Below are 25,969 nucleotides of genomic sequence, written 5' to 3' on the forward strand. Positions count from 1 at the left end.
TTTATTTAACTTCGTTATAGGCTCTCTCAATTGCAGCCATATTTGCATCTATTATTTTTTGAGGAAATTTACTTAAAACTTTTTTCATAGCATCTTGAAAATAATCAAGTTCAAACATACCTGATACTTTCATCAAAGCACCAAGCATTGGAGCATTTGGAATTGCTCTTCCAATTGTGTCAAGAGAGATTTGCATACAATCAACAACATAAACATCTTTGCCCTCTAATTTTGGTTGAGACTTTATAAGCTCTTCTTTGCTTAAATGTGTTGTGATTATATATTTGGTTGTATCTTTCTCATTTGCAGTAATGTCTGCAGTATATGTTAGACCCGGATCTATAACAAGTACATAATCTGGCCTCATAAATTTTTCATGGTTTAATATTGGTTTATCATCAACCCTGTTATATGCAGTCATTGCTGCTCCACGCTTTGCCGAACCGTAAAACGCAAATGCTTGTACATATTTACCCGTATTTGCAACAACATCGGCAAGACCTTTAGCTCCGGTTACAGCACCTTGTCCAGCGCGGCTATGCCATCTAATCTCTAACATAATAACTCCTCTTCTTTTATAAAAAAATAAATATAGTTTGTTGCTTAATTGTAATCATTTTGTTCTTAAATAAGGCTTTATTATGTTATAAGTGTAGTATGTTAAGTGTATTTAATATAGATTTTTTTCAATTTTTTTCACACTTTTTTACAAACTTTACTGCTTCAAATGAGTCATTTTTAATATGGATTGCACATCTTTTTAATTCATTTAAAGAGCCATATCCACATGTTAGTGCTATGCTTTTAATATCAGCAGCATTTGCTGATTCAATATCTAAACATGTATCACCTATCATCCATGTATGCTCTTTTAAAGAGTTCATAAAATGCATAGCTTTTAAAATTGGTTCTGGATGTGGTTTTGGATTTATAACATCTTCTCTTCCTATTACAACATCAAAAAATTTCGATACTTCAAAATATTCTAATAGTTCTTTTGAATAAAGACCAGTTTTTGTTGTAACAACTCCAAGCTTTGCAAAAGAGTGTGCATATTCAATACTATCTTTTGCATAAGGCAAAAGTTTTGTTTTAAATTTTGAAATAACTCTATAATTTTCTTTATATGCCTTTACAAATTTTTCAATATCTTTTTTTATTCCAAGATGAAAAAACATAAAATCTAAAGGATGGCCAATTAAAGATAAAATTTTCTCTTTTGATGGAGTAGATAGATTAATTTTTTTAAATGCATAATCAAAACTTTCTAAAATTGCCTCAGTAGAATCAATAAGAGTTCCATCAAGGTCAAAAAGGATTGTTGTTTTTTTCACGGTTTAATCCAATCGATTTCATTATGAAAAATTCCTACAATGGATGGTTCTACATTTTTTATATTTTTATTAACAGCAGTTATAGAGTTTGGAATATACAAAAATATATATGGAAGATCATCTGCAATTATTGCAAATATTTTTTTATAAATTTGTGATAGTTTTTTTCTATCTACTGTAACTTCAGCTTTTTCTATTAATCTATCAACCTTTTTATTATGATATCCTACAAGATTAAAGCCTCCTGGCTTATCTGATTTGCTATGCCAGAGTGGATATGCATCTGGAGTTAAACCAAGGCCCCATCCAAGTAAAATAGTATCAAAATTTCTTGGATGAACTATTGTATTTAAAAAGGCCTGCCACTCCATAGCTTTTATTTTTACTTTTACACCAATTTTTGAGAGTTGATATTGAATAATTTGTGCTGCATAAAGTCTTATAGAATTATTGGAATTTGTAGCTATTTCAAAAACTAATGGATGATTTTTATCATATCCAGCCTCTTTTAAAAGCTTTTTTGCTCTTTTGAGATCTTTTTTTGGAGCTTTTATATTTTCATTAAATGCAAATGTATTTGGCATAAAAGGGCCTGTGCAAACTTTTCCATGAGAGAAAAACAAAATATCAACAAGCTCTTTTCTATCTATTGCCAAGCTAATAGCTTCTCGAACCCTTTTATCTTTAAATTTTTCCTTTTTTAAATTAAATCCAAGATATGTATATCCATGAGATGGTTGTTCAATTATTTTATAATACTCTTTAAAACTTTTATCAATCTGCCTTTCTAATTGCAGCGGAGAGAGTCCTCCAACATCAAGCTTTTTTGATTTTAGCATAAGAAATTGGGTAGATGGATCTGGTATAAAATGGTAAACAATATTTTGAATTTTTGGTTTATGCTCAAAATAATTTTCATTTGCCTCTAAAATAATATCTTCTGAAATTTTAAATTTTTTAAGTTTATATGGTCCAGTACCTATTGGATGTTGATTGAAACTGCTTGTCATTATATCTTTTTCATTTTTTAATAGATGTTCGGGCAATATCCCCATCATCCAAGTCTCAAGAGCTTTAAAATAGGGCTTTTTATATGTTACTTTTATAGTATAATCATCAACAATTTCAACATTTTTAACATATCTAAATTCACTTGCATATGGAGTAAATACTTTTGGAGAAGTGATCGTTTTATAGGTAAAAAGTACATCTTTTGCACTAAATTTTACACCATCGTGCCATTTTACGTTTTTTCTTAGATTAAAAATTAAAGTTTTATCATCTATAAATTTAAAATTTTTAGCAAGGTCACCAACAATATTTCCATTTTTATCATATTTAACTAATGAATTGAATATCCATCCTGAAATTTCTCCACTTGCACTATCTGTTGCTAAAATAGGATTTATTCTACTTGGATTTGCACTTATAGATAAATGAAGGGTAGAAGAAAAAAGAGAAAATGCAATTATTAAAAGAAGGGCAATTTTTTTCATTGAAAATCCTAAATTTAGTTATTGGTATATTGGTAATTAGTTATTAGTAAAAGTATAGAAAAAAACAGTCAATATCCAATATTAAATTACCAATTACTAATACACCAATAACCAATACACTAATGCCTAACTACCGGCTTTTGTTCCCTAATCCATGCATATATTCCGCCAGCTAAATGCATAGCTTTTTTATATCCGAGCTGATTTGCCAAAAAATCGCCAACAGATTTTGTTCTACTTCCTGTTCTGCAAACCAGAATGAATTTTGTATCTTTCGTTGGTACATATTTTGAAAATTCTTTCATAAATTTATCAATATCATAATTTCCATACATATCAAAAAAAGTTATTAGTTTGCTTCCCTCAATTATACCAGTTTGAGACCACTCTGGAGCAGTTCTTATATCAATAATAACAACACCTTCATTTTTTAGTTTTTCAACATCTTTTGGAGTCAAATCTTTTAAACCAGCCATTAGCAATCCTGAAAATAAAAATAGTAGTATTAAAAATCTTTTCATAGATTTTCCTTGAAGAAAGGGCGGGCAAAAGCCCGAAAAATTATCTTTTTGAGAACTGTGGAGATCTTCTTGCTTTGTGTTTTCCGTATTTTTTTCTTTCAACAACTCTTGAATCTCTTGTTAATAATCCTTGAGGCTTCAAGATAGCTCTTAGCGATTCATCAAAACTTACTAAAGCTTTTGATATTCCATGCTTTAAAGCGTCAGCTTGAGCAGAATAACCACCACCAAGAGTTTTTGCAACAATATCAACACTGCCTTCCATTTTTGTTAAAGCAAGTGGAAGTTTAACTCTTTTTTTAATAGCCTCATGCCCTCCGAGCCACTCATCAAGACTCATACCGTTAACAACTATTTTTCCACTTCCATTTGTTAGCCAAACTTTGGCTACTGATGTTTTTCTTTTGCCAGTTGCATATACTTTAGCCATCTATTATCCCTTTACTTGAGCTGTATGCGGATGTTCGCTTCCAGCATATACTTTTAATTTTTTTAGCATTTTTCTTCCAAGTTTTGTTTTTGGAAGCATACCTCTTGTTGCAAGTTTAAAAAGTTTTTCTGGGTTTTTATTTAGAAGTTCTTCAAGCTTTTCGCTTTTAACTCCTCCAAAATAACCAGTATGTCTATGATACATCTTATTTTGCAATTTATTTCCACTTACATTTACTTTTGATGCATTGATTACAACAACATAGTCACCACAATCAACATGTGGAGTATAGTAAGGTTTATGCTTTCCTCTTAAAAGAGTTGCAATTTGAGTTATAACTCTACCGAATGTTTTCCCTTCGGCATCGATAACAATCCAGTCTCTTTTTACCTCTTCAGGTTTAATTGATCTTGTAAATTTCATGTTCGGCTACCTTTTATAGCTTTTTAGTGAGTGTGATGATACTCATTTTTTTATTAAAGTTAGCTTAAATTTAGTTTTTTTTAAGTATTAAACCTTTTCAAACTCAATTTTATCAAAAAGAAGATAACAAATTATTCCATCAGTATCTTTTTTTGTTATTTTTTTTACAGCCTCTACATATTCTCTAAGCTGTTTTTTATGAGAATAGATTCCTTCTTTTGAACTTTTATAATCAATAACGATATTTCTTAAATCTCTTTCGATTAAAAGGTCTAACCTTTTCATATCCTCTTTGTATGAAAGAGGAATCTCTTTATATATTTTTGCCGAAGATATATAATTTTTAAATTGTTCATTTTTTAAGAGATTTTCTACTCTATTTTTTAAATCTTTAAAATCTTCTTTTTCTAAAAATCTTCCATATCTATTATAAGCAGCATTTAATGCTTTATCAATAGAGTTAAGATTGCTAAAATCTACCATTTCTAATATATAATGCAAGCATTCTCCAAATAGTGTCTCTTTTGTAAAAATTTTTTTATTCTTTTTCGTTCTTATATTTTGAAGTCCATAAAATTTCTCTTCAAAATCAAATTTTTTATCCAATTTTTCACTATTTTTTTCTTCTTTTGCAACAATTTCTCCAGTTTTAATCTCTTTTAAATTGAGTATTTCAAATGCACTTTTTTGTTCCTTTTGTAAAACAATCAAAGTGTGTTTTGCTCTTGTAAAGGCTACATATAAACTATTTAAGAGATCCTCTTTTTGTAACTTTTTCTCTTTTTCTAATGCTAATCTATATTCACTATCAACCTTTTCTCTACCACTTTTTCTAAAAAAAACTCTTTTTAATTCAATTCCATCATAATCATAAACCAAACTACCTCCACCACCTCCAGGTGCGCCTAATCTATCTAAAACTATTACATGATCAAATTCTAAACCTTTTGATTTATGAATTGTTAATACTTTTATTCCCTCTTCATAAAATGAAATCACACTCTCATCAATTCTTTGCAGATCAAAAATAAACTCTCCAACACTCTCATAACCATTTAAAATATCGATCAGTTTTAATATATTTTCATCTAAATCTATTGAAAAATCTTTTATAATTTTTTTTGCCAAAATAGCTGGAGTGTGTTGTAAAGATATATAGTTTTCTATATCAATCTCATTTTTAATATCAAAAATATGTCTAAAATTTTCCAAAAAGATATCTTTTTTAAAATAGATATATTTTAAAAACTCTACAATTGCGGATATATTTTTTTGATTTAATAGTTTTGCACTTGTCTCAGTTACAACCTTTATATTTTGTATATTTTGTTTTAACTTTTCTTCGACTTGCAAAATCTCTTCATTTTTAAAACATAAAATTGCAATATCTCTTTGCAAGACTCCTTCATTTAATAGTTTTTTTACCATATCAACTAAATCATCTAAAACCTCTTTAGATTTTCTTACCTCTACATAACCGCTTTTTTTACTATTTGGCTTAACTTTTGTAAAATGACCAAAAAACTCTTTATATTTTGGCTCAAAAATTTCATTGACAAATTCAACAATATTTATATCACTTCTATAATTTGTATCCATTGGGATTGTTTTTATATGAAATCTATTTGCCACAAAATAAAAAAGTTCCTTAAATCCCCCTCTAAATCTATAAATAGACTGTTTCACATCACCAACATAAAAAAAAGATCTACTCTTTTTTTGTCCCTCTCCAGATGCAATCTCCTCTATAAAAGGCTCCAATAACTTATATTGTAAAATTGAAGTATCTTGAAATTCATCAATTAAAATATGATCTATTTTTGAATCTAATCTAAAATATAAAAAATCTTTGTTAACTGAAGTTTGTAAAAGTCTATAAACAAAAACTGCAATATCTTTAAATGTTAATCTGTCACTGTCTTTTTTTATTTTAATATTTACCTCTTTAAATAGTAAAAATAGATCATAAAGTTCTTTTAAATATATACTCTCTTTTGCATAGATATAAGACTTTAAAGCATTTTTCAGTTCAAAAAAATAGCTATCGAGTTCATCACTAAAACATTTTTTAAAATCTGAATATTCACTTAAACTATCTTTTTCAAGCCATTTCTTTGATAAAATTTCATCAATATTTTCTAAAAGAACAGATTTTTGAGCTCTATTTGATGCTTTTGGACAATTTAAAATAAAATCTTTTATTTTTTCAAATGAAGCAAAAACCTCTTTTTCATATCCTTTTAATGAAACAACATTGCTTTCAAACTCAATTTCAACCATATTTTCATAAAGATTTTCAAAAAGAGAAAAGATATCTTTTAATTTTTTTCTTTCCAATAAAAAGAGATTAACTAAATTTTTATCTTTATTAAATCTATATACAAAACTTAAAAAGTTTAGATAGAGATTTTCTATATCCTCTTTGGAAGATATGCTAAAATCTGGAGACAATCCTGTATGCATTGCAAATTTTCTCAAAATTGTTGTAAAGAAGCTATCAATTGTGGTTATCTTTATATCCGAATCCAAAAGTTTTTTATAAATTTGTGGCTGTTTTTTTAAAATATCTTTAGTCTCTATTTTAGTTAATTGAGAAATTATTTTTAGTTCATCAGAATCTTTTAGATTTTTCAATCTATTTAAAATTTTTACTCTCATCTCATTAGCAGCTTTATTTGTAAAAGTTAAAGCCAAAATATTTGACGGATTTACATCAAGAAAAAGAAGAGATAAATATCTAACCACAAGAGCAAAAGTTTTCCCAGTACCAGCACTTGCTTCATAAGCTAAGAGTCTTTCCATTTAAAACCTTTAAAAAATCTGATTGGACATTGGATATTAGACATTGGTAATTGGAAATTGGAATTGGTTTTCCTTCAACCTTCTGCCTTCAACCTTAATCCCTTCTCTACTATCCCGCTATGCCCCTATTCCACTAATCCCCTATCAATCTCTATCACATAAAATCTTATATGGACAAAATCTACAAAATTTCTCCTCTTCACATTTGCTAAAATTAATATTTTTTTTATTCAAACTTTCTAGAATTTTTCCAAGTTCTTCTATTTTTTCATCTAATTGCATCTCTTTTTTTAAAACTGCTTCATTCAAATCATAATAATAAGCACCTTCAATATCACCTAAATCTTTTGATAAAAGATAATAAAATGTAAGCTGAAAATCGTTAACTTTTGATAAATCTTTTTTTATTTTATTATCAATTTTTCCTGTTTTATAATCAATAATTTGATAATATTCATCATTAAAATCTATTCTATCTATTTTCCCCTCAAGTATAAAACCTTTATAATTTATACTTTTTTTTCTCTCTACTTGATATACTTTAAAGCCTTCATTGAATCTTTTTATATCATTTTCTAATACTTTCTTTATCTTTTCATTCCATATATTCATATGAAGTTTAAAAAAAAGATTTCTATTTTTACTCTCATCTTCAATCAATGAAAAAAAACTTTTTTGAATCGTTTCTATGTCAGAATATCTTCTTTTTTTGCTATAGAGTTTTAGTAAGATATTGTGAATAATATTTCCAATCTCATTCTCTTTTGGAATCAATGATGGAATATCAAAATCCTCTATATTTTGAATATATTTATAATAAAATCTTCTTTTACACTCCAAAAAGTCCTTTAGTTTTGTAGGAGATATCTTTGTTTTTTTAAAATCATACTCTAAAATAATCTCTTTAGAATTATCCTTTTTTTGAAACTTTTTTATAAAAAAGCTTTTTATACCCTCTTCATTAAAATCCTCTTTTTTTACATCTAACTCATCTAAAAATCTACTTTTTGTATCAACATCATTTTCAATATAACAGATAGATACTTTTTTTGCACTGCGAAATAGTTCATAATAGTAATATTTTTGTAAATCTTCTCTATCTTTAGAAGTTGGTAAACCCACTTTTTTTCTAATATTAGAATCTAAAAATATATCTTTTTGACTTGGTTTTGGAACTTTTCCCTCATTAAAATCAACAACAATTACTCCATCGAATTGGCTACCTCTTGTCTCAAGTGAACCAATTACAGTAATTTTACCCCCACTATTGTCTTCTATTTTTTCATCTTTTAATCTATTTAAAAATAGATGTAACTTTTTTTTAAAACTATAATCATGTAAAAAATTGTATATATATTGAAATTCATATAGTTTCTCATCTATTATTTCTATATCTTTTTCATCTCCAAACTCTTTAAAATCATTAATAAATTTAGTATAAGTTTCAAAATCTATATGTTCATATATATATTTTTTCCATTTATTAAATAGCTCATTTATATTAAATTTCTCTATTTCATAACCGTATCTTATATGATCATTTGATATGAATTTTTCAAATAGAGATAATATTTTAAAAATTTTTCTATTTTTAAAATCAAACCCCATTGCAAAGTTAAGATTGTTTATCTCATCAAACAGATTTAGATAGTTTTTAAAACTTTCATCTGGCATAATTACAACAATTTTCTCAGGAAGAAGTCCAGTATTTATAAAGTCATAAATCTTTTTTTTAATGAAATATACCTGCATAGCACTATTTGATAGTTTAATAGAAGTTATCTCTTTTGGAGAAGAAAGCTCTTTAATAACCTTTATCTCTTTTTTTGTAATATTTAATTCATACTCTTTATCAATTTCAAATTCAAAACCAAACTTTTCAAATCTTTTTATAGCTTTTTGATTATATTTGCTTGTTTTTACTATTAAAATGAGTTCAGTTATATTTGAAATTTTTTCCAATATCTCAAGTTCAAAATTTGTCAAAATCCCTTCTACAAAAATCTCTATTCTTTCATAATTTTTTATAAAATTTTCATTTATTTTATAAATTTTCGGTAATATAATCTTGTCATAAAAGCCATTTTTTTCTAACTCTTTTATATATCTTTTTTGAAGTTTTTCTAAAATAGTTAAATGTTCATAATATTCTGCATATACATCAAATTCAAAAAGTTTTTCAATATCAACTCTCTCTTGAGATAATTCCTCAAAAAATCTAAAAAAATAGTCACTATTTTTTATAAATGAGAAAAATTCATCCTCTATTTTTAAATTTTTGAACTCTTTAAAATCTGCAGCATTTTTTAATAAAACAACTCTTGTATCATCATCTATTAAAACTCTATCTTTAACAACTACTGCTTTTTTTTCAAAATCACCAATTGTTAATAGATTTGGTAAAAAAGAGTCTGTTTTTAATAGAGTATCTCTATAATTTCTAAGGGATCTTGCAGTTGGAAAAACTTTTAAAATCATTGAAGAGTTGTTAATTTAAATGTTTTAAAACCTTGTGCATCATCTATTTTTGCTTTTATGATGATATTCCATCTACCTTCATGCTCTAAATCTACATCTGCAACATATTTTCTATTTTCAAATTTAGCAGTGACTTTTTTATCATATTTTGTAGTATCTGGCCTTGTAACTAAAATATCTATTTTTGCATTTTTTACAACTTTGCCATTTTTATCTTTTAAAACTATCTCAAGTTTGTTTTTCCCTACATTTATTTTGTTTGTTAATAGATTTAAATCATAATTTTTTTCAAAAATATGCTGTTTTTTTAATATATCATTTATATCTTCATCTACTGCATGATAATTTAACATATAACTATTATCTAATTCTACCGGATTATCTATTGCAGCTTTTATTGTCCAAACACCCAATCCAATTGCAAAAAAGACTAATGCAACTATAAAATGAGGCCAATAATTTTTTTCTTTAGATTTTGTCATTTTCTTTTTATTCTCCCATACATATATTTTGCTAAAACTAAAAGAATTATTCCATAAAAAAGGATTTTTAATATCTCATAAACTATTTTGTTTTGACTTCCAATAGCTGATTTTAATTTAACATTGTATGAATTTGCAACTTGTTCTACAATATCAGCATATCCGTTTAATAACGCAGCTTCAATGTTTGCTTTTGGGTTTTTACTCTTTGCTGTCAATAAAGGTAAAATTGTTCCACTCCAAGGATAAGGACTCAAAACCTGTTCTTTATCAAATTTATTATTTAACTCTTTTGAATTTATAATATCTATTTTTTTATCATTTATAGATATAGTTAATAAAATAAAAGGTTTATTTAAGTTTTTGCTCAAATTCTCTTCATACTCTTTAATTGTTTTTCCATTTAGTGAGTGAATAGCAGCTAAATATACTGAAACTCCAGTTTTTTTAAAAAGCTCATTTCCTAATTCTTCTATTTTATTGACTGTCTTTTCGGGCAGAATATTGTCATTTTTTATAACAAAAGAAGCATTTAATGAAGTTATAAATATAAAGAAAAGAAAAATAGGGGCAATTAGCCCCCTATTTTTTATATTAACCAACATATGCGTGAAAAGGAGTTGCTACTGCCCACAATGTTATTATTGCTGTTCCAAGCAGCATCCAGGCAATTATTGCTTCTAATTTATCTACCATAATGGCTCCTTATTTTTGCTTGAACTCATATTTGTGCAATTTATCTCCACCTACTGGAGAACCATATATTACAACCTGTTTTTCATTTTCTAAATCTGGACCAAATTTTTTGATTGCTTGAGGATTTTTTATCTCATATGCTTGATGTGCTGTTGCACTTTGTGTTTTTATAGCTGCAGCAGTTAAAAATGCAAGTATTGATAACAATAAAACAACAGCTATAAAATATCCTGTTAATCCATGTAATCCCCAAAGAGCTCTATTTTCATTCATACCACTCTCCTTATTCGCTCAAACTGCGTATATATGTAGCTACAGCTTTTTCTTGAACTGCTGTAAGTCTTCCTTTAAAGCTCGGCATTGTTCCAATAACTGATTGTTTACCATTATTTAGAACAGCTTTGATTAAAGCATCATCATATTCTCTTAAATTTGGAGCCATTCCTCCCATACCTTTTCCATCTGGTCCATGACAACTAGCACAAGCATTTGCATAAATTTGAGCACCTTTATCATTTCCGCTAAAGCCATTAGCTACATATTCAGCAACTGCTTCAGCATCTGCTCCACTTACTAATCCTGGAGGCATTTCTCCCATTTGATAACCAAATCTTCCTTTTCCATCCATTGCTTTATCACCTAGAGCAGCTGAACCTTGCTCAATTACAGCAAGAACAGTTTTTTTAAGTAATCTTTTTGTTAAATCTTGAGCTTTTCCTTCAATACCAGTAGCATCTATACCGTGACAAGGTGAGCATTGAACAAGATAAACACCTTCACCCATACCAAGTAGATCCTCTTTTGTAGGATTTGCCCATTTGCTCTCAAATTTAGCAGCATGAGAAGCAACTTCTTCATTATACTCACCTATTTGAGAGTATGCATTCAATGGATATCCAGCAAACCAGTACCAAACACCCCAAATAATAGTTCCTACAAAAGCTAAAGACCATCCTATAGGGGAGTTGTTTTTATATTCACCAATTCCATCCCAATTTTCCTCTTTCAGCTCACCTTCGCTTTTTCCTTCTTTAATCTGTTTAAAATATTTTGCTGCAACACCTATAGTTAAGATCAAAATTGCAGCAGCACCAAGCAAAGCGAGCTGGTTTACATTATCGCTTAACCAATTCATTTACTGCTCCTTTTTTTCTTTAGCATTTTCATCTTTTTCAATTGGCTCAACTGGCTTGGATGTTATCTCATCATCCAAAGCCATCTTGCCATATTTTTCATAATCCCTCTCCCCTTTTTTCTCGCTTCTATATAGATGTACGATATAACCATACAAAACAAGAGTTAATATAACGATAAAAAAGAAGTAAAGGTAACCTTGTACTTCTCTAATATCCATTATTTTAACCTATTTAAATATGCTATAAGAGCAACAATTTCAGGAATTTTACCCTCTTTAACCATATTTACAAGGTCTTCTCTTTTTGTTTCTTTCGCAACTTTTAAAGCATAATCAAGTGCTCTTTTTTTAGCCTCTTCAAAACTTCCAAGAGGAACATCTATTTTTCCATCACCATCAATATCTGTATCATAAGGAACATTAAATACTTTTTTAACAGTCAAAGCTTCTGCATATGCAGTCTCAAGATCAGCAACATTTGTAAACATATGCTTATATGCTGGCATAATTGATCCTGGAACTACACTTGTTGGATCCCACATATGGTTTGCATGCCAATCACTTGTTCTATAGTTACCAACTCTGTGAAGATCTGGACCTGTTCTTTTTGAACCCCACAAAAATGGTCTATCATATGCATACTCACCAGTTAAACTATACATACCATATCTATCTGTTTCGCTTTTAAAAGGTCTAATTAACTGTGAGTGACAAGCGTTACAGCTATCTTTTATATATACTTGTCTTCCAGCAAGCTCAAGAAGGCTATAAGGCTTAGTACCTACAACTGGTCTTGAAGCTTGAGCAAAATCTGGAATTATTTCAATTAATCCTGCAAATGCAATCACTACAAATACACCGACTGCAAAGAAAAACGGGTTTCTTTCTAACCATCCAAACATTCACGCCTCCTTACGCTGCCATCGGTGAAGTAAATTGAGGTTCTTTCTCAATTTCTTTCGCCGCAGTCATTGTTTTATAAAAATTATATGCCCACATAAATAGACCTATAAAATAGAATAATCCACCTATACCTCTTAATGTATAGTATGGATGTAGAACTGTTACTGTATCAATGAATGAATAAGCTAAGTTACCATATTGGTCAACTGCTCTCCACATCATACCTTGTGTAATACCTGCAATCCACATGCTTGAGAAATAAAGAACAATTCCTGTTGTTTGAAGCCAGAATTGCATTTCTAGAAGTTTTTTGCTGTAAATTTCTCTTTTATAAAATCTTGGTGCCATATGCATAATTGCAGCAATAATCATAAATCCAACCCAACCAAGAGTACCATCATGTACGTGTCCTGGAATCCAGTCTGTAAAGTGTGCAAGAGCATTTACAGATTTGATTGATTGAATTGGTCCTTCAAGTGTACTTAGCATATAGAATGTTGATGCAAGAACCATAAATTTAATAAGTGGGTTCTCTTTTAATTGTCCCCATTCACCTTTCATTGTAAGAAGCATGTTTAGAGCACTACCCCAAGAAGGCAAAATCAAAATAACACTAAAGATTGAACCCATTGTTTGCATCCAATCAGGAACAGTTGAATAGATCAAATGGTGTCCACCAGCCCACAAATAAACAAACATTAATCCCCAGAAAGATAAAAGTGAAAGTTTATATGAATAAACTGGTTGGCCAGACTCTTTTGGAAGATAATAGTAAATCATTGCAATAATAGGAACTGTAAAAACAAATGCAACCGCATTGTGTCCAAACCACCATTGAACTAATGCATCATTACTTCCAGCATACATACTAACTGAGTGAAGTGGATCGCCCATGCCAGTTACAAGATATGTTGGTACTTCCATGTTATTAAAAAGATATAACATTGCAACACCAAGAAAAGTAGCAATATAGTACCACATAGATATATAAAGAGTTTTCTCTCTTCTGATTCCTATAAGACCAAAAATAGAGATCCCCCAAATAACCCAGATAAGAACAACTAAAATATCAAGTGGCCATTCAAATTGCGCATACTCTTTTGAAGTTGTATATCTTAAAAGTAAAGATACAACTGCTAAAAGAGCTGTTAAAAAATAGAGCCAAAAATGTAGTTTTGCTAAACCATTTAGAAATGGAGACTCTTTTAAAGATACTTTTAAAACTCTTTGACCAACATAATACCAAGTAGCCCAGATACCGCTTAATGTAAATCCATAAGCTACAACATTTGTATGAATTGGTCTTAACCTACTAAAAAGACTATATTGGCCAGCAATATAGTTTAACTCAGGAAAAGCTAACTGAAAGGCAATTAAAACGCCAATACCCATACCTAAAATACCAAACAAAATGGCTAAATAGCTAAACCATTTTGCGACGGTATAATCATACTCAATAGCAGAATTTGCCATTTAATACCTCCTAAAGATTTTGTCACACTTTTGACACTTTACTACAAAAATGAATTATAATAGATGTAAGTTGTTATAAACCTTAAACGATATAATTTTTTAATTATCAAATTATATTTAAGGATTTATTAAGAAAGCATATATAAATTATGAAGCTATTTCTTTATTTCCAAACGATATCCAACACCTGGAAAATTTTTGATAAGCTCTTTTGAGGTTTTTTGTCTTACTCTTTTTACCAAAGCTCTAAGAGCAGCTTCACTAAAAGCTTCATCCGACCATATAATATTTTCAATCTCTTCTAAAGTAACAACTCTATTTCTATTTTTAATCAAAAGTTCTAAAAATTGAAGCTCTTTTTTTGTTAAATGTACTCTTTTACCATCATTTGTAAAAACATCTTTTTTTATCTTATCATAGTAAAGATTTTCATTTAGCTTTAGCTTTTTATCTAGCTCTAACTCTTTCTTAGCAATTTCACATATAATATCTATAAGCTTATCAGGTGCAAAAGGCTTAACAAGATATTTTGTAATACCAACATCTATTGCTTTAAATAGTCTCTCTTTTTCACTATAAGCTGTTAAAAGAATTACTGGAGTATTTTTTGATATTTTTTTTATCTCACTTGCTAAAGCTAAACCATCCATTTTAGGCATCTCAATATCTGTAATTACTATATCAAATTTTGATTCTTTAAATTTTGAAAGTGCTTCAACTCCATCTTTTGCAGTTATAAATTTTTTAAAATCATTTTTTAATACATCTTTTAGCATCTCTCTTATGCTATCTTCATCTTCAGCATATAAAATCGATAAATTTTTCAATATATTTTCACAATTACTCATTTAAACTTCTCCTAATTTTGGACAATGGGCATTAGACATTGGACATTAGGAATTGGGAATTCCACTTCACTTCTTTTCCCCTAACTTTCTAACTCTTTCACTTTCTCACTTTCTTACTCTCTTACTCACCATACTAATCTAACTTACAAAGGTAGCTTTATGGTAAATTTTGCTCCATCTTGTACATTTTGAACTTCCAAAATCCCGCTCATACTCTGTTCAATTATCATCTTAGACATATATAGTCCAAGACCGGTTCCTTGTTTAGAGTGTTTAGTTGTAAAATAAGGCTCAAATATTTTATCAATCAAATTATCTTTAATACCTCCTCCATTATCAATGACTTCAATCAAAACATTATCTTTTTCTTTTTTGATATTTATCCATATCTTTTTGTCAAAAAGTCTATTTTGATTTAAAGCATCTTTTGCATTATTTATAAGATTTAAAATAACTTGTGAAAACTCATTTTTATATCCATAAACTTCTAAACTTTTTCCATCTGATAAAATAACTTCAATATCACTTTTTTTCAAGCTTCCTTCAATAATAGATATACTTTGTTTAATAGTTTCATAAATATTGAATTTCTCTTTTTCTTTATCTGGTCTAAAAAAGCTTTGAAAATCAGATATTGTTTGACTCATTTTTTCTAAAATAGAAGTTCCTATGTTATAAATATCCAATATATTTTTATTATCTTTTGCCTCTTTTTTTATTTTATAAAACAAAATTCCAAGCTCCATTAGAGGCTGCCTCCATTGATGAGCGATATTTCCAAGCATCTCTCCAAGTGAAGCAAGACGAGCCTGCTGAAACATCATCCTATCTTTTTGTCTATTTTTTTCAACCTCTTTCTCTACTCTTTTTTCTAATGTGAGATTTAACTCTCTTAACTTTTTTGTCTGTTCTTCTACTCTTCTTTCTAAATCTTTATTTAATGATTCTAACTCTTTCTCTTTTCTTTGAAGTTTTTCTTGTAATAGAACACTTTTTGTAACATCATATCTTATAGCAACAAATTCGACAATTTTGCCATTCCAATCAACAATAGGAATAACAGTGGTATTTACATAAAATGTTTTACCATTTTTTGCTCTATTTTTTACTGTGCCTTTCCATATTTTTTTAGCAAGAATAGTTTTCCAAAATCTCTCAAAAGTCTCTTTGGGAACATCTGGATGTCTTACAATATTGTGGTTTTGTCCAATAAGCTCATCTTTTGTATAGCCAGAAATTTTACAAAATTCCTCATTAACATATGTAATAATTCCATTTATATCAGTTTTTGAAACAATGTTGCTACTATCTATGGCGTTTTTATATTGGTGAAGCATAAAAATGTTATACTCTTTTGCTTTTTTTAAAAAAAGATTTGTTTCAACTTCATCCAATACATTTTTTAATCTTTCTTTATCAACTGGTTTAATTAAAAATTTTTCAACACCAATATTAATAGCCTCTAAAAGGCAATCACTACTTTTTTCTCCTGTTATTATTATAGGTATATCGCTGCAAATTTTTTTAATCTCTTTACACATTGAAATACCATCTAAAACTGGCATTTTAGTATCTGTAACAATAATATCTGGATTATATTTTTTAAAAAGCTCTAACCCCTCTTTTCCATCAGAAGCAATGTAAAGATGCGAAGAGTAAAATTTCAATATAGGTATTAATCTTTTTTGATCAAGCAATGAATTTTCAACATACAAAATAGAAAATTTTTTTAATGGAAGATTTTTAAACTTTATTTTGCCTATGTTTGTATAATTAAAACTTTTATCTAATTTCATGATACGCTCTTTAAAAATAGTCATTGGTCATTAGTCATTGGCCATAAAGTTAGTAATTCGTAATTAGTAATACGAGATAAGTGATAAGTAAATTTGACATTAGGTATTGATAACTAGTTTTCCTTCAACTTCAAAATTAACCGAAAATCTTTGCTTTGACCTCATTCACTTCATAGATTCTCAGCTTTACAGCCTCACCCTTTACCACATATCTCACTAATCCATTATCAACTATTAACATACTAATGTCTAATGTCCAATGTCCAATGACTAATGACTAATTTCTAATGACATGTATGTATTGATGCATTTGGATCAAATATAAACCAATATCCTTTATATATCATATATATACCATATAATGCAATAACAAAAGAAGCTAATTTAACCATATATTTTCTAAAAGTAGAACTATTTAAAAAACCAGCAACTGTTCCTAAACCCAAAAGTACAGGCATAGTTGAAAGCCCAAAAATAAGCATAACTATTGCACCCCAAAAAGGGCTACCAGTTGCTGCAGCACTTGCTGCAAAAAAGTAGACAAGCCCACAAGGCAAAAAACCATTTAACATACCTAAAAAGAAAAAGCTTGGTAAACTTTTTGAGTGAATTAATTTTGAAAAAAGATTTCTAAAAAATTGAAATTTTGTTAATGAGATCTCTATCGAAGTTAGAAATTTTGAATTACCGGTTAATGAAATTGCCATTAGTAGCATAAAAATTCCAACTAAAATATATAAACTTCCATGAGTAGTTTTTGAAATTAGTAATATTGAACCTAAAAGTCCAAAAACTGCTCCAATAATCATATATGAAAAAATTCTACCAAAGTTATAAACAAGATGAGCTATAAGCTGAGTAGTTTTATTAAAAGAAGAATCAATCTTAGCAGTACTATAAGCTATAACAAAACCTCCACACATACCTATGCAATGACCAAGACTCCCTAAAAAAGCCACAGTTATAATACTTAAAACATCAATTGTTTCTATGTTTTATCCTTAGTTAAAAAAGTTAAGTGGTCGAGTGGTTAAGTTGTCAAGTTGTTAGTTAGTTAAGTAGTTGAGTGGTTTAACAGCTCAACTACTCAACTATTTTAACCTTTTTAACTACTTAACGCTTTTATTATATCAAAATCTAAAATCTAAATTAGCATATATAAATCTACCAGGTTCATTAATCAATAGTGGAGTTGCACCCCCAATTAATGACCTTCCTGCATATGTATTATTAACAGCATAAGTTTTATCAAAAAGATTATCAACTCCAATATTTAAATCTATATTTTCTTTTAAACTTTTTGAAGCTTTTAAATTAACAACTCCCCAGCTTCCAATCTCTCTTTCACCATTATCTTCATCATAGTTTTTATATTTAGCTGAAGCCAAAACTTCAACTCTTGCAAAATATTCACCATTATCATAATTTAAAGCAACTCTACCTTTAAGAGGCGGTATTTGTGCCAAATCTTTATCTTTTTGGGTATCAGTTGGTTGAGTATCTTTTTTGCCTCTTTGATAAGCTACTCCTGCTTCTAAGCTAAACTCATCAGTTAACATACTCATTATTGAAATATCGCCACCATAAATATGTGCATCAATATTAGCCCATGTTAATTTACTCCCGCCACCTCCATTAGATATTTTATAAGCATATATATAATCTTTTAAATCGCTATAAAATCCAGTAATTTTAATAGATGTATCACCTATTAATCTTTCATATCCAAGATCTACTTCTCTGTTTTTTGTCTCTTTTAAATCTGGATTTCCCTGTCTTACCCAACCACCTTTTGAAGGATTGTATGCAATAAAATAAAGCTCTTGCGCATCTGGTACTCTTATACCTTGTCCAATAGCAAAATAGATAGATGATTCATCATCTATCATATATTTTGCAACAATATTTGCACTAAAATTATTAAAATCATTTTCATCTTTATCTTTAAAATAGTTTTGTATCGCTGCATTTGAAGCAATAGTAGGATCATCTAAATTGTTTGCTTTTACATTAGTTTTATCATACCTTGCTCCAAATTTTAAAGTTAAATTATCTATCTTTTTAACTGCCTTTACAAAAATGGCTCTATTTTTTGTATCAACATCTGGAATTCTGACCTGCTTAACTGTCTCATCTGGTTCTCTTAAACATTTTCCATCCCAATTTCTTAGACTTCCATCAATTCCAACTTTCCATAAAATATCAGCTGCATTAAAACTATTTTCAAGTTTTATACCTTTTATATTGCTTCTTACTCTATGAGTCCTATAAAGCATAGGATTATTTGAAGCTTCCCTAAATTCTGTTCCCATATCATGTTTAACATCTGAATAGTATGTTTTTAAAGTAAGTTTTTTTGAAAATTTTGCAATATTTAAAATTGAATATTCTAAATTTGCCATAGTTGTTTCATCAAGCTGTGCATCCATCTGAAATGCAGGATATAGCACATCGGTTGCTTTATCTTTATATAAACTAAGTCTTAATTCTTGATTATCTGTAGGATTTACTAAAAATTTTGTCCATAAGCTTCTTCTTTCATATGCCTTTTTGTCTTTGTACTCTTTTTTATATCTATTTTTATCTGTCTGTGATAGTTGATCCCACTGCTGCTCTACTAATGTTTTTCCATCACCATCTTTATATTGGTCACTTTCCTCTCCACTTATCCCTATTAAAGCTTTAATCTTTTCATCTCCAGCCTCACCTATAAAGCTAGCCTTTTTATAGCCATAACTTCCACCTATCAAAGAAAATGTTGCACTTTTTCCAATTTTAGGATCTTTTGTTTTAACGTCAACACTTCCACCCATACTTCCAAAATTTTCAACATCAAAAGGCCCCTCTTTTATACTAACTTTTTCTATTTGTGCAGCAGATATATGCATAGCTGGAGGATCCATTCTATTTGGACATCCTCCATAAATTTTAGCTCCATCAATTAAAACATTTACATCATCTTTTTTAAATCCTCGTAAAATCAAATCATTTCCAATAGCACTTGCTCTAACAAGATTGATTTCAGGTATATTTTCAAACAAAATCTCGCCTAAATCTTGCTGTCTTGTAAATTTTACTTCACTTTTGTCAACTTCGCTACTTTTAGGCACTTCTGTTCTTATCTCTTCTTCTATAGTAACCTTTTCTACCTGTATTGTTTCTGCTAAAAGAAAAGAAGATAAAACAAGGGAAAGATAAAAAGCTTTTTTCATTAGTCACTCCTAAGAAATAATTTGTAAAATTATTCCATAGGAGTGTTAAATATGTATTAATTAAATTTTTAAGTAGAATTTAATCTTTTTTGCAACGAAGAAGTTCTATGCTTTTTATATTTTGAAGTCTCTCTTCAAGCAGTTCTAGCTCTTTTATATTTTTTTCACACTCTTTTTTTAAATTCTCTTTTTTTTCTTGTAAAATTTTTATCTGCTTTTCAATTTGCTCTAAAGGTATAGCACAATTTTTTGCAGCTTTTTCCTCTTTTTCTAATACCCATTCTGTCATTTTTCTAATAAACTCAAGCATAACTATTCCTTATATTTTTGCCATTGTTACCCAACGACTAGTATTTGAACTTTTTAATTTATGGTACTCATCCATAAGTTTATATATAACTTTTTTTGTATCATCTTCAAAATTTTCACAATTTACTATAGATACTTTTGATGTATTAACAAATATACTATTTTTTTCAATCAATTTAACAAGCCTTCCTGAAAATGCAAAAGCTCCTTCAATATCAGTATCTTGACAAATAAGAATATGAAGATTTTTGTTATCATAAACTCTCATTAAAATATCTGTATCTCTTTTATTATCTTTCAAAAAAGAAAACATATCAGGATTTTCTGACTCAACAAGAACTAAACTAAAGCCAATATTGTAATCTTCCAATCTATATAAAAGTATCTCAACATAATTTGATAAAAGAAACTTTAATCTATCATAAAGTTTAAACATCTCATCAGACAATATTAGTTTTTCGTTAAAATTTACTCTTAAATTTTTCATGATCTATTCCTATGTTCTAAAATCATATCAACAAACTCTTTAAAGATATATCTACTATCATGAGGTCCAGGACTTGCTTCTGGATGGTGCTGAACTGAAAAAATTGGAGTATTTTTATACTTTAATCCTTCAATTGTATTATCAAAAAGATTTTTATGTGTAATTTCGGCAATTTGGCTTATCTCTTGGGGAACATTATAATTATGGTTTTGGGCTGTTATTTCTACTTTTTTTGTTTTTTCATTTCTAACTGGATGGTTTCCCCCATGATGACCAAATTTTAGTTTAAATGTTGGATATCCATGAGAGATTGATAAAAGCTGATGCCCTAAACAGATACCAAACATTGGTATTTTAGCTTCAATAAGTTTTTTTATTTTTTCATGAATATCTTTTAATATTAGTGGATCTCCTGGACCATTTGATAAAAAAATTCCATCAATTTCTTTGTTTTCATACCTTTTTATTAAATCTTTTTCATCAAAATCTTGTGGAATAACTTCTACTTCTAAACCAGCTTCACAAAGATTATTTAAAATATTTCTTTTTACTCCAAAGTCAATTGCCACAATTTTAGCTTTTGAAGGTGGAGCAGGATTGTATGAAAAAACTCTTGCATCATATATGCCTTGATTATGAATATAAGACTTTTTAGTACTTACCTCTTTTATATAATTTATCTCTTCTATTCTTGGTGAGCTTTCTAAAATCTTTTTTAACTCCTCTTTATCATTAATCTCAGTTGAGGCTATCATCATCTGATTGCCACTATCTCTTAATACTTTTGTTAAAAATCTTGTATCAATATCACAAATACCCATAACATCATATCTTTTTAATAGTTCATCTAAACTCTCTTTTCCTCTGAAATTTGAAAATCTTTTCTGATAATTTCTAACTATGATTCCTTTTGCATATGCACTGACACTTTCCATATCCTCTTCATTAACACCAACATTACCGATTTCTGGCATTGTAAAAGTAACAAATTGTCCTGCATAACTTGGATCAGTAATAATCTCTTGATATCCTGTCATAGAAGTATTAAAAACAATCTCACCAACTTTAGTTCCAATGCTTCCGAAACTTTTTCCCTCTAAAAAGATTCCATTTTCAAGATATATCCAGACTTTTTTCAACTTTTACCCTTTCTTGTTATGTTGGTCAATAGTCATTGGTCATTAGTCATTAGTAAAGCGCTAAATTTTTAAGTAACACTTTTGCTAAATCCTACTAATGACTTAATGACTTAATTTAATCACAGCATTCCTCTTTTTTTAAGTTCCTCTTCATACATCTTTTGAAATACAAGTTCAAACTCTTCAGAACCTGGAATAAGTTTTCTTTTATAGTGAGAAATTCTCTCAAGTACTATATCTTCTATCTCTTCAAACATTTTTATATAATCAACAATTGCATTATATATTATATTTTTAACTTTATTTTCTGGTACATTGTATCTAATAAGATCTTCTTCATAAAGTTTATCCAATATTTTATGCGCCAAATGGTTAAATCTATCCTCAAAATTTAAAATAACATCATATTCTGGAGCCAATCTTTTTTTAATCATCCAAAAGAGCTGCTTTGGATCTGCAAGCATATATTCTATCTCATCTTCATTTTCTTCTATTATCTCTTTTACATGCTCCTCTAAAGCTTTTTCTTTTTTAAGATCCTCTTCTATAACTTCTTGTGCGGCTTTTGCAACTGGCTCAACCCCTTTAGTTAAAGTTACAAAACCGCTTTTTGCTAAATCAATAGCAATTTTATTGGCTACATATGGCGCATGAGGCAGTCTAAGTCTCATAAAAACTCCTATATATTAATTTAGAAATGCCCTTAATAGATTTTTTATCTTAAAATAGTATCTTTTCTATCTGGACTTGTTGAAATAATAGAAACTTTAGTTTGAGTTAACTCTTCTATAATTTCAATGTACTCTTTTGCTTCAATCGGCAGGTCTTTAAAATCTTTTATACCTTCAACACTCTCCCATCCATCTAATTCTTGATAAATTGGTTTTACATTTTCTAAATCACTTGGAACAAAATCTATTTTCTCACCCTCATACTCATACTCTGTGCATATTTTAATCTTTTCAAAGCCATCTAATACATCTAGTTTCATAATAGCTAATTCATCACAACCATTTAATCTACAAGCATATTTTGCCGCCACCGCATCAAACCAGCCACATCTTCTTGCTCTTCCTGTAGTTGTACCAAATTCAGCTCCTTGTTTTCTTAACTTTTCTCCATCTTCTGTAAAATCTTCTGTAGGGAAAGGCCCATTTCCAACTCTTGTACAGTAAGCTTTTGCTATACCTATTACTTTTCCTATATCTTTAGGAGATAATCCAAGTCCACTACAAGCCCCAGCAGCAATAGTATTTGAACTTGTAACATAAGGATAAGTTCCATGGTCGATATCAAGCATGCTTCCTTGAGCACCTTCTAATAAAATTTTATGCTCATCTAACTCCATAATTTCCCATAAATAATTTGTAACATCTGCAACATATGGCAACAGTTTTTCTCTATACTCTTCTAACTCTTTTTTTAATTCCAAACTTGATGGAATTTTGATATCTAAAGCTTTAAAATAGGCTTCATTTGCCCTAAAATAGTCTTCAATCTTTTCTAAAAGTTTATCTATATCTTTTAATTCTCCAATTCTATGGCCATTTCTACTGATTTTATCGCTATATGCTGGGCCAATACCTCTGCCAGTAGTACCAATAGCATTTTTGCCTCTGAGTTTTTCTCTTGCTTTATCTATTAGTTCATGATATTTAAAAATAATATGAGCTTTATCACTTATCAAAAGTCTTCCATCAAGATCATCAAACTGCTCCATCTCTTTTAAAAGTGCCTCTGGACTTACAACAACTCCATTTCCTATAATGTTTGTAGCTTTTGGATTTAAAATACCAGATGGTATAAGATGTAAAGCTATTTTTTTCCCATTTACAACTATTGTATGCCCTGCATTATGACCACCTTGATATCTACATACAATATCATAATCTTGTGCAAGTAGATCTACAATTTTTCCTTTTCCCTCATCTCCCCATTGAATTCCAACAATCAAATCTGCTTTCATTTAATGCCCTTATCCTCTAAAATTTCTATTAAATTATCTGTATATAGCGCAAAACCTGCAGCTTCTAAATTTTCACTTTTATAGTTTCCACCTTTGCAAAGAGTCATATTTTTTTCAATAAATCTAAAAAATAGATCATCATAATATCTCATTTTTGCATAATATAAAGGTGCGATAATAATTTTTTCATACTCTATAAAATCACAAAGCTCTTTCATTTTTAAAAGTTCATCCTCAATTTTTTGAGGAATTTCACCTATTAAATCATCAATTTGGTCTGGCTTTTTAATATATATTAGTTTTTTTATCCACTCCTCACCAACAGACAAAAGATATTCAATATTTGCGCTTTTTAAAACATCTAGAGGAATGTTATAATCTTCATTTAATATTTTTGCAATTTTAATATTTGATATTTGCAAAAGTGGTTTGATTTTTAACTCATCAAACAAAGAGAGTACAATTTTTAAAATTTCTTGAGATTTTGAGCTTCCAAGAAGCTCAGCACCTATTTGATTATATTCATATGTTGGATATCTAAAAACGCTTTGAATATAGAACCATTTTTTATGTGTAGTACTTCTTCCAAGTCTCTTTGTTATGATTCTTATCACATCTATTGTTGAATCAGCTCTTAATGAGATATCTCTGTTAAACTCATCATTTATTCTAATAAGCTCTTTTTTATCTTCTATACTAAAATTTTGATGATAAGAAAAGATTGGAGTCACTATCTCTTCATATCCATTTTTATATAAAATTTCACTTGCTCTATTTTCTATATCTCTTTTTAATTTTGCACTTTTACCAAAATATAATCTACTCCCTTTTGGTATCTCATGTTCATAAATCATAAATTATTCCCCAAAATATAGCTCATTAAAAATTTTATTTGCTTTGCCTGTATATTCAATTCTTCCTAATTCACTCATTGCTAACTCAATAGCATTGACTACCCAAGCAGCTTCATATGCTTTAATTATTCCCATATGGTTAATTCTAAAGAGTTTTCCTTTTAAATGTTCTTGGCCACCAGCTATATTGACTTCATATTTTGATTTTAAAATTTTTCTTATTTTTTCTGCATCCTCATCAATAACAGCAGTCATTGCATTTGCAGGCTTTTTAGGATATATTTTTAATCCAATAGCTTCTAAAGCTACTCTTGTAGCTGTAGCTCTTCTATCAGTTAAATCATAAAGTGTATCAAGACCTAATTCAAAAATATTATTTAACATCTCTTTTAGGCCAATTATTAATGTAGTTGCTGCTGTATAGGCAGTTGTTCCTTCTCTTTGTTTTTTTAATTCGCTTGCCATATTAAAATAAAACCCTTTTCCTTTGCCTATTTTTTCAATAGCTCTGCTACTTAATCCAACAATTGAAAGTCCTGGTGGTAGCATCAATGCTTTTTGGCTTCCAGTAATTAAAGCATCAATATTTGTTACATCTATAGGCTCAACTCCTACTGCAGTAATACCATCAGCTACTATCATAATCTCTGGTCTAATTGCTTTTACTTCTCTTGCAATATCTTCAATAGGATGTCTAAGCCCTCCAGAGCTTTCACAAATTTGAACAAATAGTGCATCAATACTGCTATCATTTTTAACTGCTTCTACAACTTCACCTACATCTGCTGGCGTATCCCACTCATAAGTTAATTCTTTAAAAGGGATATTGAAAGCTGAACATATTTTTGAAAATCTTTCACCAAATTTACCAGCATTAATTGTTAAAGCTTTCTTATGACATAGATTTGTAACACAAGCTTCCATTGCCCCAGTTCCAGTTGAGGCAAACATTAAAACCTCATCTGTTTTTAATAGATTAAAAAGCAGTTCTCTTGTGCTTTTAAAAATTTCTGTAAATTCAGGTGTTCTATGGTGTATAGTCTCTTTTGCCATTGCAGCTCTAACATTTTCTAAAACAGGAGTAGGACCTGGTGTAAAAAGAAGCATATTTTTTTCCTTTTAATAAAAAAATTACACATAAAGCAAGATAGTATATCAAATGAAGGATTAAATTGTGTTTATGAA

The 25,969-nt window shown here is 28.8% G+C and carries 26 protein-coding genes; all 26 read right to left on the minus strand.

Annotated elements, in window-relative coordinates; all coding sequences use genetic code 11:
• Position 1 precedes the first annotated feature (1 nt).
• The 26 genes from QML81_RS02165 to QML81_RS02290 all read right to left on the minus strand — a co-directional run bounded on the left by QML81_RS02165 (position 2) and on the right by QML81_RS02290 (position 25,891).
• Positions 2-559, minus strand: a complete 558-nt coding sequence (locus QML81_RS02165; RefSeq protein WP_281951552.1) for a pyruvate flavodoxin oxidoreductase subunit gamma — start codon at positions 557-559, stop codon at positions 2-4.
• A gap of 127 nt (positions 560-686) precedes the next feature.
• The gene (locus tag QML81_RS02170) at positions 687-1,334 is read right to left on the minus strand and encodes an HAD family hydrolase (RefSeq protein WP_281951553.1); all 648 of its coding nucleotides are present in this window, start codon (positions 1,332-1,334) and stop codon (positions 687-689) included.
• Positions 1,331-2,830, minus strand: coding sequence for a peptide-binding protein (locus QML81_RS02175; protein ID WP_281951554.1), 1,500 nt, complete (start codon positions 2,828-2,830; stop codon positions 1,331-1,333). The genes QML81_RS02170 and QML81_RS02175 overlap by 4 nt, the downstream gene beginning before the upstream one ends.
• Positions 2,831-2,949: 119 nt before the next feature.
• Positions 2,950-3,351: a rhodanese-like domain-containing protein gene (locus QML81_RS02180; RefSeq protein ID WP_281951555.1), complete on the minus strand. Its 402-nt coding sequence runs from the start codon at positions 3,349-3,351 to the stop codon at positions 2,950-2,952.
• Positions 3,352-3,391: 40 nt separating this feature from the next.
• The gene (rpsI, locus tag QML81_RS02185; RefSeq protein ID WP_281951556.1) at positions 3,392-3,781 is read right to left on the minus strand and encodes a 30S ribosomal protein S9; all 390 of its coding nucleotides are present in this window, start codon (positions 3,779-3,781) and stop codon (positions 3,392-3,394) included.
• A 3-nt stretch (positions 3,782-3,784) separates the two neighbouring features.
• A complete protein-coding gene (gene rplM / locus QML81_RS02190) occupies positions 3,785-4,204 on the minus strand; it encodes a 50S ribosomal protein L13 (protein ID WP_281951557.1) in 420 nt (139 codons plus the stop codon).
• A gap of 87 nt (positions 4,205-4,291) precedes the next feature.
• Positions 4,292-7,006, minus strand: a complete 2,715-nt coding sequence (locus QML81_RS02195) for a RecB-like helicase (protein ID WP_281951558.1) — start codon at positions 7,004-7,006, stop codon at positions 4,292-4,294.
• 144 nt (positions 7,007-7,150) lie between these two features.
• Positions 7,151-9,484 carry a PD-(D/E)XK nuclease family protein gene (locus QML81_RS02200; protein ID WP_281951559.1) on the minus strand — a complete coding sequence of 778 codons (2,334 nt, stop codon included), beginning with the start codon at positions 9,482-9,484 and terminating at the stop codon, positions 7,151-7,153.
• Entirely contained in the window at positions 9,481-9,966 is a 486-nt protein-coding gene (locus QML81_RS02205; RefSeq protein ID WP_281951560.1) for a FixH family protein, read from the minus strand. Before QML81_RS02205 ends, QML81_RS02200 begins: the two co-directional genes overlap by 4 nt.
• Positions 9,963-10,568, minus strand: coding sequence for a TPM domain-containing protein (locus QML81_RS02210; RefSeq protein WP_281951561.1), 606 nt, complete (start codon positions 10,566-10,568; stop codon positions 9,963-9,965). Before QML81_RS02210 ends, QML81_RS02205 begins: the two co-directional genes overlap by 4 nt.
• 103 nt (positions 10,569-10,671) lie before the next feature.
• Positions 10,672-10,935 (minus strand): DUF4006 family protein, encoded by a 264-nt coding sequence (locus QML81_RS02215; RefSeq protein WP_281951562.1) that lies wholly within the window; start codon positions 10,933-10,935, stop codon positions 10,672-10,674.
• Between the two features lie 10 nt (positions 10,936-10,945).
• Positions 10,946-11,797 (minus strand): c-type cytochrome, encoded by an 852-nt coding sequence (locus QML81_RS02220; RefSeq protein WP_281951563.1) that lies wholly within the window; start codon positions 11,795-11,797, stop codon positions 10,946-10,948.
• Complete coding sequence (locus QML81_RS02225; protein ID WP_281951564.1) at positions 11,798-12,016, minus strand: cytochrome c oxidase, cbb3-type, CcoQ subunit; 219 nt, start codon at positions 12,014-12,016, stop codon at positions 11,798-11,800.
• The gene (gene ccoO, locus QML81_RS02230; protein ID WP_281951565.1) at positions 12,016-12,699 is read right to left on the minus strand and encodes a cytochrome-c oxidase, cbb3-type subunit II; all 684 of its coding nucleotides are present in this window, start codon (positions 12,697-12,699) and stop codon (positions 12,016-12,018) included. The genes QML81_RS02225 and ccoO overlap by 1 nt, the downstream gene beginning before the upstream one ends.
• Positions 12,700-12,709: 10 nt before the next feature.
• On the minus strand, positions 12,710-14,173 hold the full coding sequence (ccoN, locus tag QML81_RS02235) for a cytochrome-c oxidase, cbb3-type subunit I (protein ID WP_281951566.1): 1,464 nt from the start codon (positions 14,171-14,173) through the stop codon (positions 12,710-12,712).
• 155 nt (positions 14,174-14,328) lie between these two features.
• The gene (locus QML81_RS02240; protein WP_281951567.1) at positions 14,329-15,021 is read right to left on the minus strand and encodes a response regulator transcription factor; all 693 of its coding nucleotides are present in this window, start codon (positions 15,019-15,021) and stop codon (positions 14,329-14,331) included.
• Positions 15,022-15,164: 143 nt separating this feature from the next.
• Positions 15,165-16,817, minus strand: a complete 1,653-nt coding sequence (locus tag QML81_RS02245) for a PAS domain S-box protein (protein ID WP_281951568.1) — start codon at positions 16,815-16,817, stop codon at positions 15,165-15,167.
• 284 nt (positions 16,818-17,101) lie between these two features.
• On the minus strand, positions 17,102-17,776 hold the full coding sequence (locus QML81_RS02250) for a sulfite exporter TauE/SafE family protein (protein WP_281951569.1): 675 nt from the start codon (positions 17,774-17,776) through the stop codon (positions 17,102-17,104).
• A 171-nt stretch (positions 17,777-17,947) separates the two neighbouring features.
• Positions 17,948-20,029 (minus strand): TonB-dependent receptor, encoded by a 2,082-nt coding sequence (locus QML81_RS02255; RefSeq protein ID WP_281951570.1) that lies wholly within the window; start codon positions 20,027-20,029, stop codon positions 17,948-17,950.
• A gap of 79 nt (positions 20,030-20,108) precedes the next feature.
• A complete protein-coding gene (locus tag QML81_RS02260) occupies positions 20,109-20,339 on the minus strand; it encodes a hypothetical protein (RefSeq protein WP_281951571.1) in 231 nt (76 codons plus the stop codon).
• Positions 20,340-20,348: 9 nt separating this feature from the next.
• Positions 20,349-20,825 carry a hypothetical protein gene (locus QML81_RS02265; protein ID WP_281951572.1) on the minus strand — a complete coding sequence of 159 codons (477 nt, stop codon included), beginning with the start codon at positions 20,823-20,825 and terminating at the stop codon, positions 20,349-20,351.
• Positions 20,822-21,964, minus strand: coding sequence for a glutamine-hydrolyzing carbamoyl-phosphate synthase small subunit (gene carA, locus QML81_RS02270; RefSeq protein ID WP_281951573.1), 1,143 nt, complete (start codon positions 21,962-21,964; stop codon positions 20,822-20,824). Before carA ends, QML81_RS02265 begins: the two co-directional genes overlap by 4 nt.
• 119 nt (positions 21,965-22,083) lie before the next feature.
• Positions 22,084-22,635, minus strand: a complete 552-nt coding sequence (locus QML81_RS02275) for a DUF507 family protein (protein WP_281951574.1) — start codon at positions 22,633-22,635, stop codon at positions 22,084-22,086.
• Between the two features lie 44 nt (positions 22,636-22,679).
• Positions 22,680-23,930, minus strand: coding sequence for an adenylosuccinate synthase (locus QML81_RS02280; protein ID WP_281951575.1), 1,251 nt, complete (start codon positions 23,928-23,930; stop codon positions 22,680-22,682).
• The gene (locus QML81_RS02285) at positions 23,927-24,784 is read right to left on the minus strand and encodes an ATP phosphoribosyltransferase regulatory subunit (RefSeq protein ID WP_281951576.1); all 858 of its coding nucleotides are present in this window, start codon (positions 24,782-24,784) and stop codon (positions 23,927-23,929) included. The genes QML81_RS02280 and QML81_RS02285 overlap by 4 nt, the downstream gene beginning before the upstream one ends.
• Positions 24,785-24,787: 3 nt before the next feature.
• On the minus strand, positions 24,788-25,891 hold the full coding sequence (locus QML81_RS02290; RefSeq protein ID WP_281951577.1) for a pyridoxal-phosphate-dependent aminotransferase family protein: 1,104 nt from the start codon (positions 25,889-25,891) through the stop codon (positions 24,788-24,790).
• Positions 25,892-25,969 lie beyond the last annotated feature (78 nt).

Origin of the sequence: Nitrosophilus kaiyonis (assembly GCF_027943725.1) — a bacterium.
In the GTDB taxonomy this organism is placed as follows: Bacteria; Campylobacterota; Campylobacteria; order Campylobacterales; family Nitratiruptoraceae; genus Nitrosophilus_A; species Nitrosophilus_A kaiyonis.

Bases quoted from the DNA above. Each gene is read 5' to 3' on its own strand.
- QML81_RS02165 (WP_281951552.1), bottom strand. From the start codon at position 559: ATGTTAGAGATTAGATGGCATAGCCGCGCTGGACAAGGTGCTGTAACC.
- QML81_RS02175 (WP_281951554.1), bottom strand. From the start codon at position 2,830: ATGAAAAAAATTGCCCTTCTTTTAATAATTGCATTTTCTCTTTTTTCT.
- QML81_RS02180 (WP_281951555.1), bottom strand. From the start codon at position 3,351: ATGAAAAGATTTTTAATACTACTATTTTTATTTTCAGGATTGCTAATG.
- rpsI (WP_281951556.1), bottom strand. From the start codon at position 3,781: ATGGCTAAAGTATATGCAACTGGCAAAAGAAAAACATCAGTAGCCAAA.
- rplM (WP_281951557.1), bottom strand. From the start codon at position 4,204: ATGAAATTTACAAGATCAATTAAACCTGAAGAGGTAAAAAGAGACTGG.
- QML81_RS02195 (WP_281951558.1), bottom strand. From the start codon at position 7,006: ATGGAAAGACTCTTAGCTTATGAAGCAAGTGCTGGTACTGGGAAAACT.
- QML81_RS02200 (WP_281951559.1), bottom strand. From the start codon at position 9,484: ATGATTTTAAAAGTTTTTCCAACTGCAAGATCCCTTAGAAATTATAGA.
- QML81_RS02205 (WP_281951560.1), bottom strand. From the start codon at position 9,966: ATGACAAAATCTAAAGAAAAAAATTATTGGCCTCATTTTATAGTTGCA.
- QML81_RS02215 (WP_281951562.1), bottom strand. From the start codon at position 10,935: ATGAATGAAAATAGAGCTCTTTGGGGATTACATGGATTAACAGGATAT.
- QML81_RS02220 (WP_281951563.1), bottom strand. From the start codon at position 11,797: ATGAATTGGTTAAGCGATAATGTAAACCAGCTCGCTTTGCTTGGTGCT.
- QML81_RS02225 (WP_281951564.1), bottom strand. From the start codon at position 12,016: ATGGATATTAGAGAAGTACAAGGTTACCTTTACTTCTTTTTTATCGTT.
- ccoO (WP_281951565.1), bottom strand. From the start codon at position 12,699: ATGTTTGGATGGTTAGAAAGAAACCCGTTTTTCTTTGCAGTCGGTGTA.
- ccoN (WP_281951566.1), bottom strand. From the start codon at position 14,173: ATGGCAAATTCTGCTATTGAGTATGATTATACCGTCGCAAAATGGTTT.
- QML81_RS02240 (WP_281951567.1), bottom strand. From the start codon at position 15,021: ATGAGTAATTGTGAAAATATATTGAAAAATTTATCGATTTTATATGCT.
- QML81_RS02245 (WP_281951568.1), bottom strand. From the start codon at position 16,817: ATGAAATTAGATAAAAGTTTTAATTATACAAACATAGGCAAAATAAAG.
- QML81_RS02255 (WP_281951570.1), bottom strand. From the start codon at position 20,029: ATGAAAAAAGCTTTTTATCTTTCCCTTGTTTTATCTTCTTTTCTTTTA.
- QML81_RS02260 (WP_281951571.1), bottom strand. From the start codon at position 20,339: ATGCTTGAGTTTATTAGAAAAATGACAGAATGGGTATTAGAAAAAGAG.
- QML81_RS02265 (WP_281951572.1), bottom strand. From the start codon at position 20,825: ATGAAAAATTTAAGAGTAAATTTTAACGAAAAACTAATATTGTCTGAT.
- QML81_RS02275 (WP_281951574.1), bottom strand. From the start codon at position 22,635: ATGAGACTTAGACTGCCTCATGCGCCATATGTAGCCAATAAAATTGCT.
- QML81_RS02280 (WP_281951575.1), bottom strand. From the start codon at position 23,930: ATGAAAGCAGATTTGATTGTTGGAATTCAATGGGGAGATGAGGGAAAA.
- QML81_RS02285 (WP_281951576.1), bottom strand. From the start codon at position 24,784: ATGATTTATGAACATGAGATACCAAAAGGGAGTAGATTATATTTTGGT.
- QML81_RS02290 (WP_281951577.1), bottom strand. From the start codon at position 25,891: ATGCTTCTTTTTACACCAGGTCCTACTCCTGTTTTAGAAAATGTTAGA.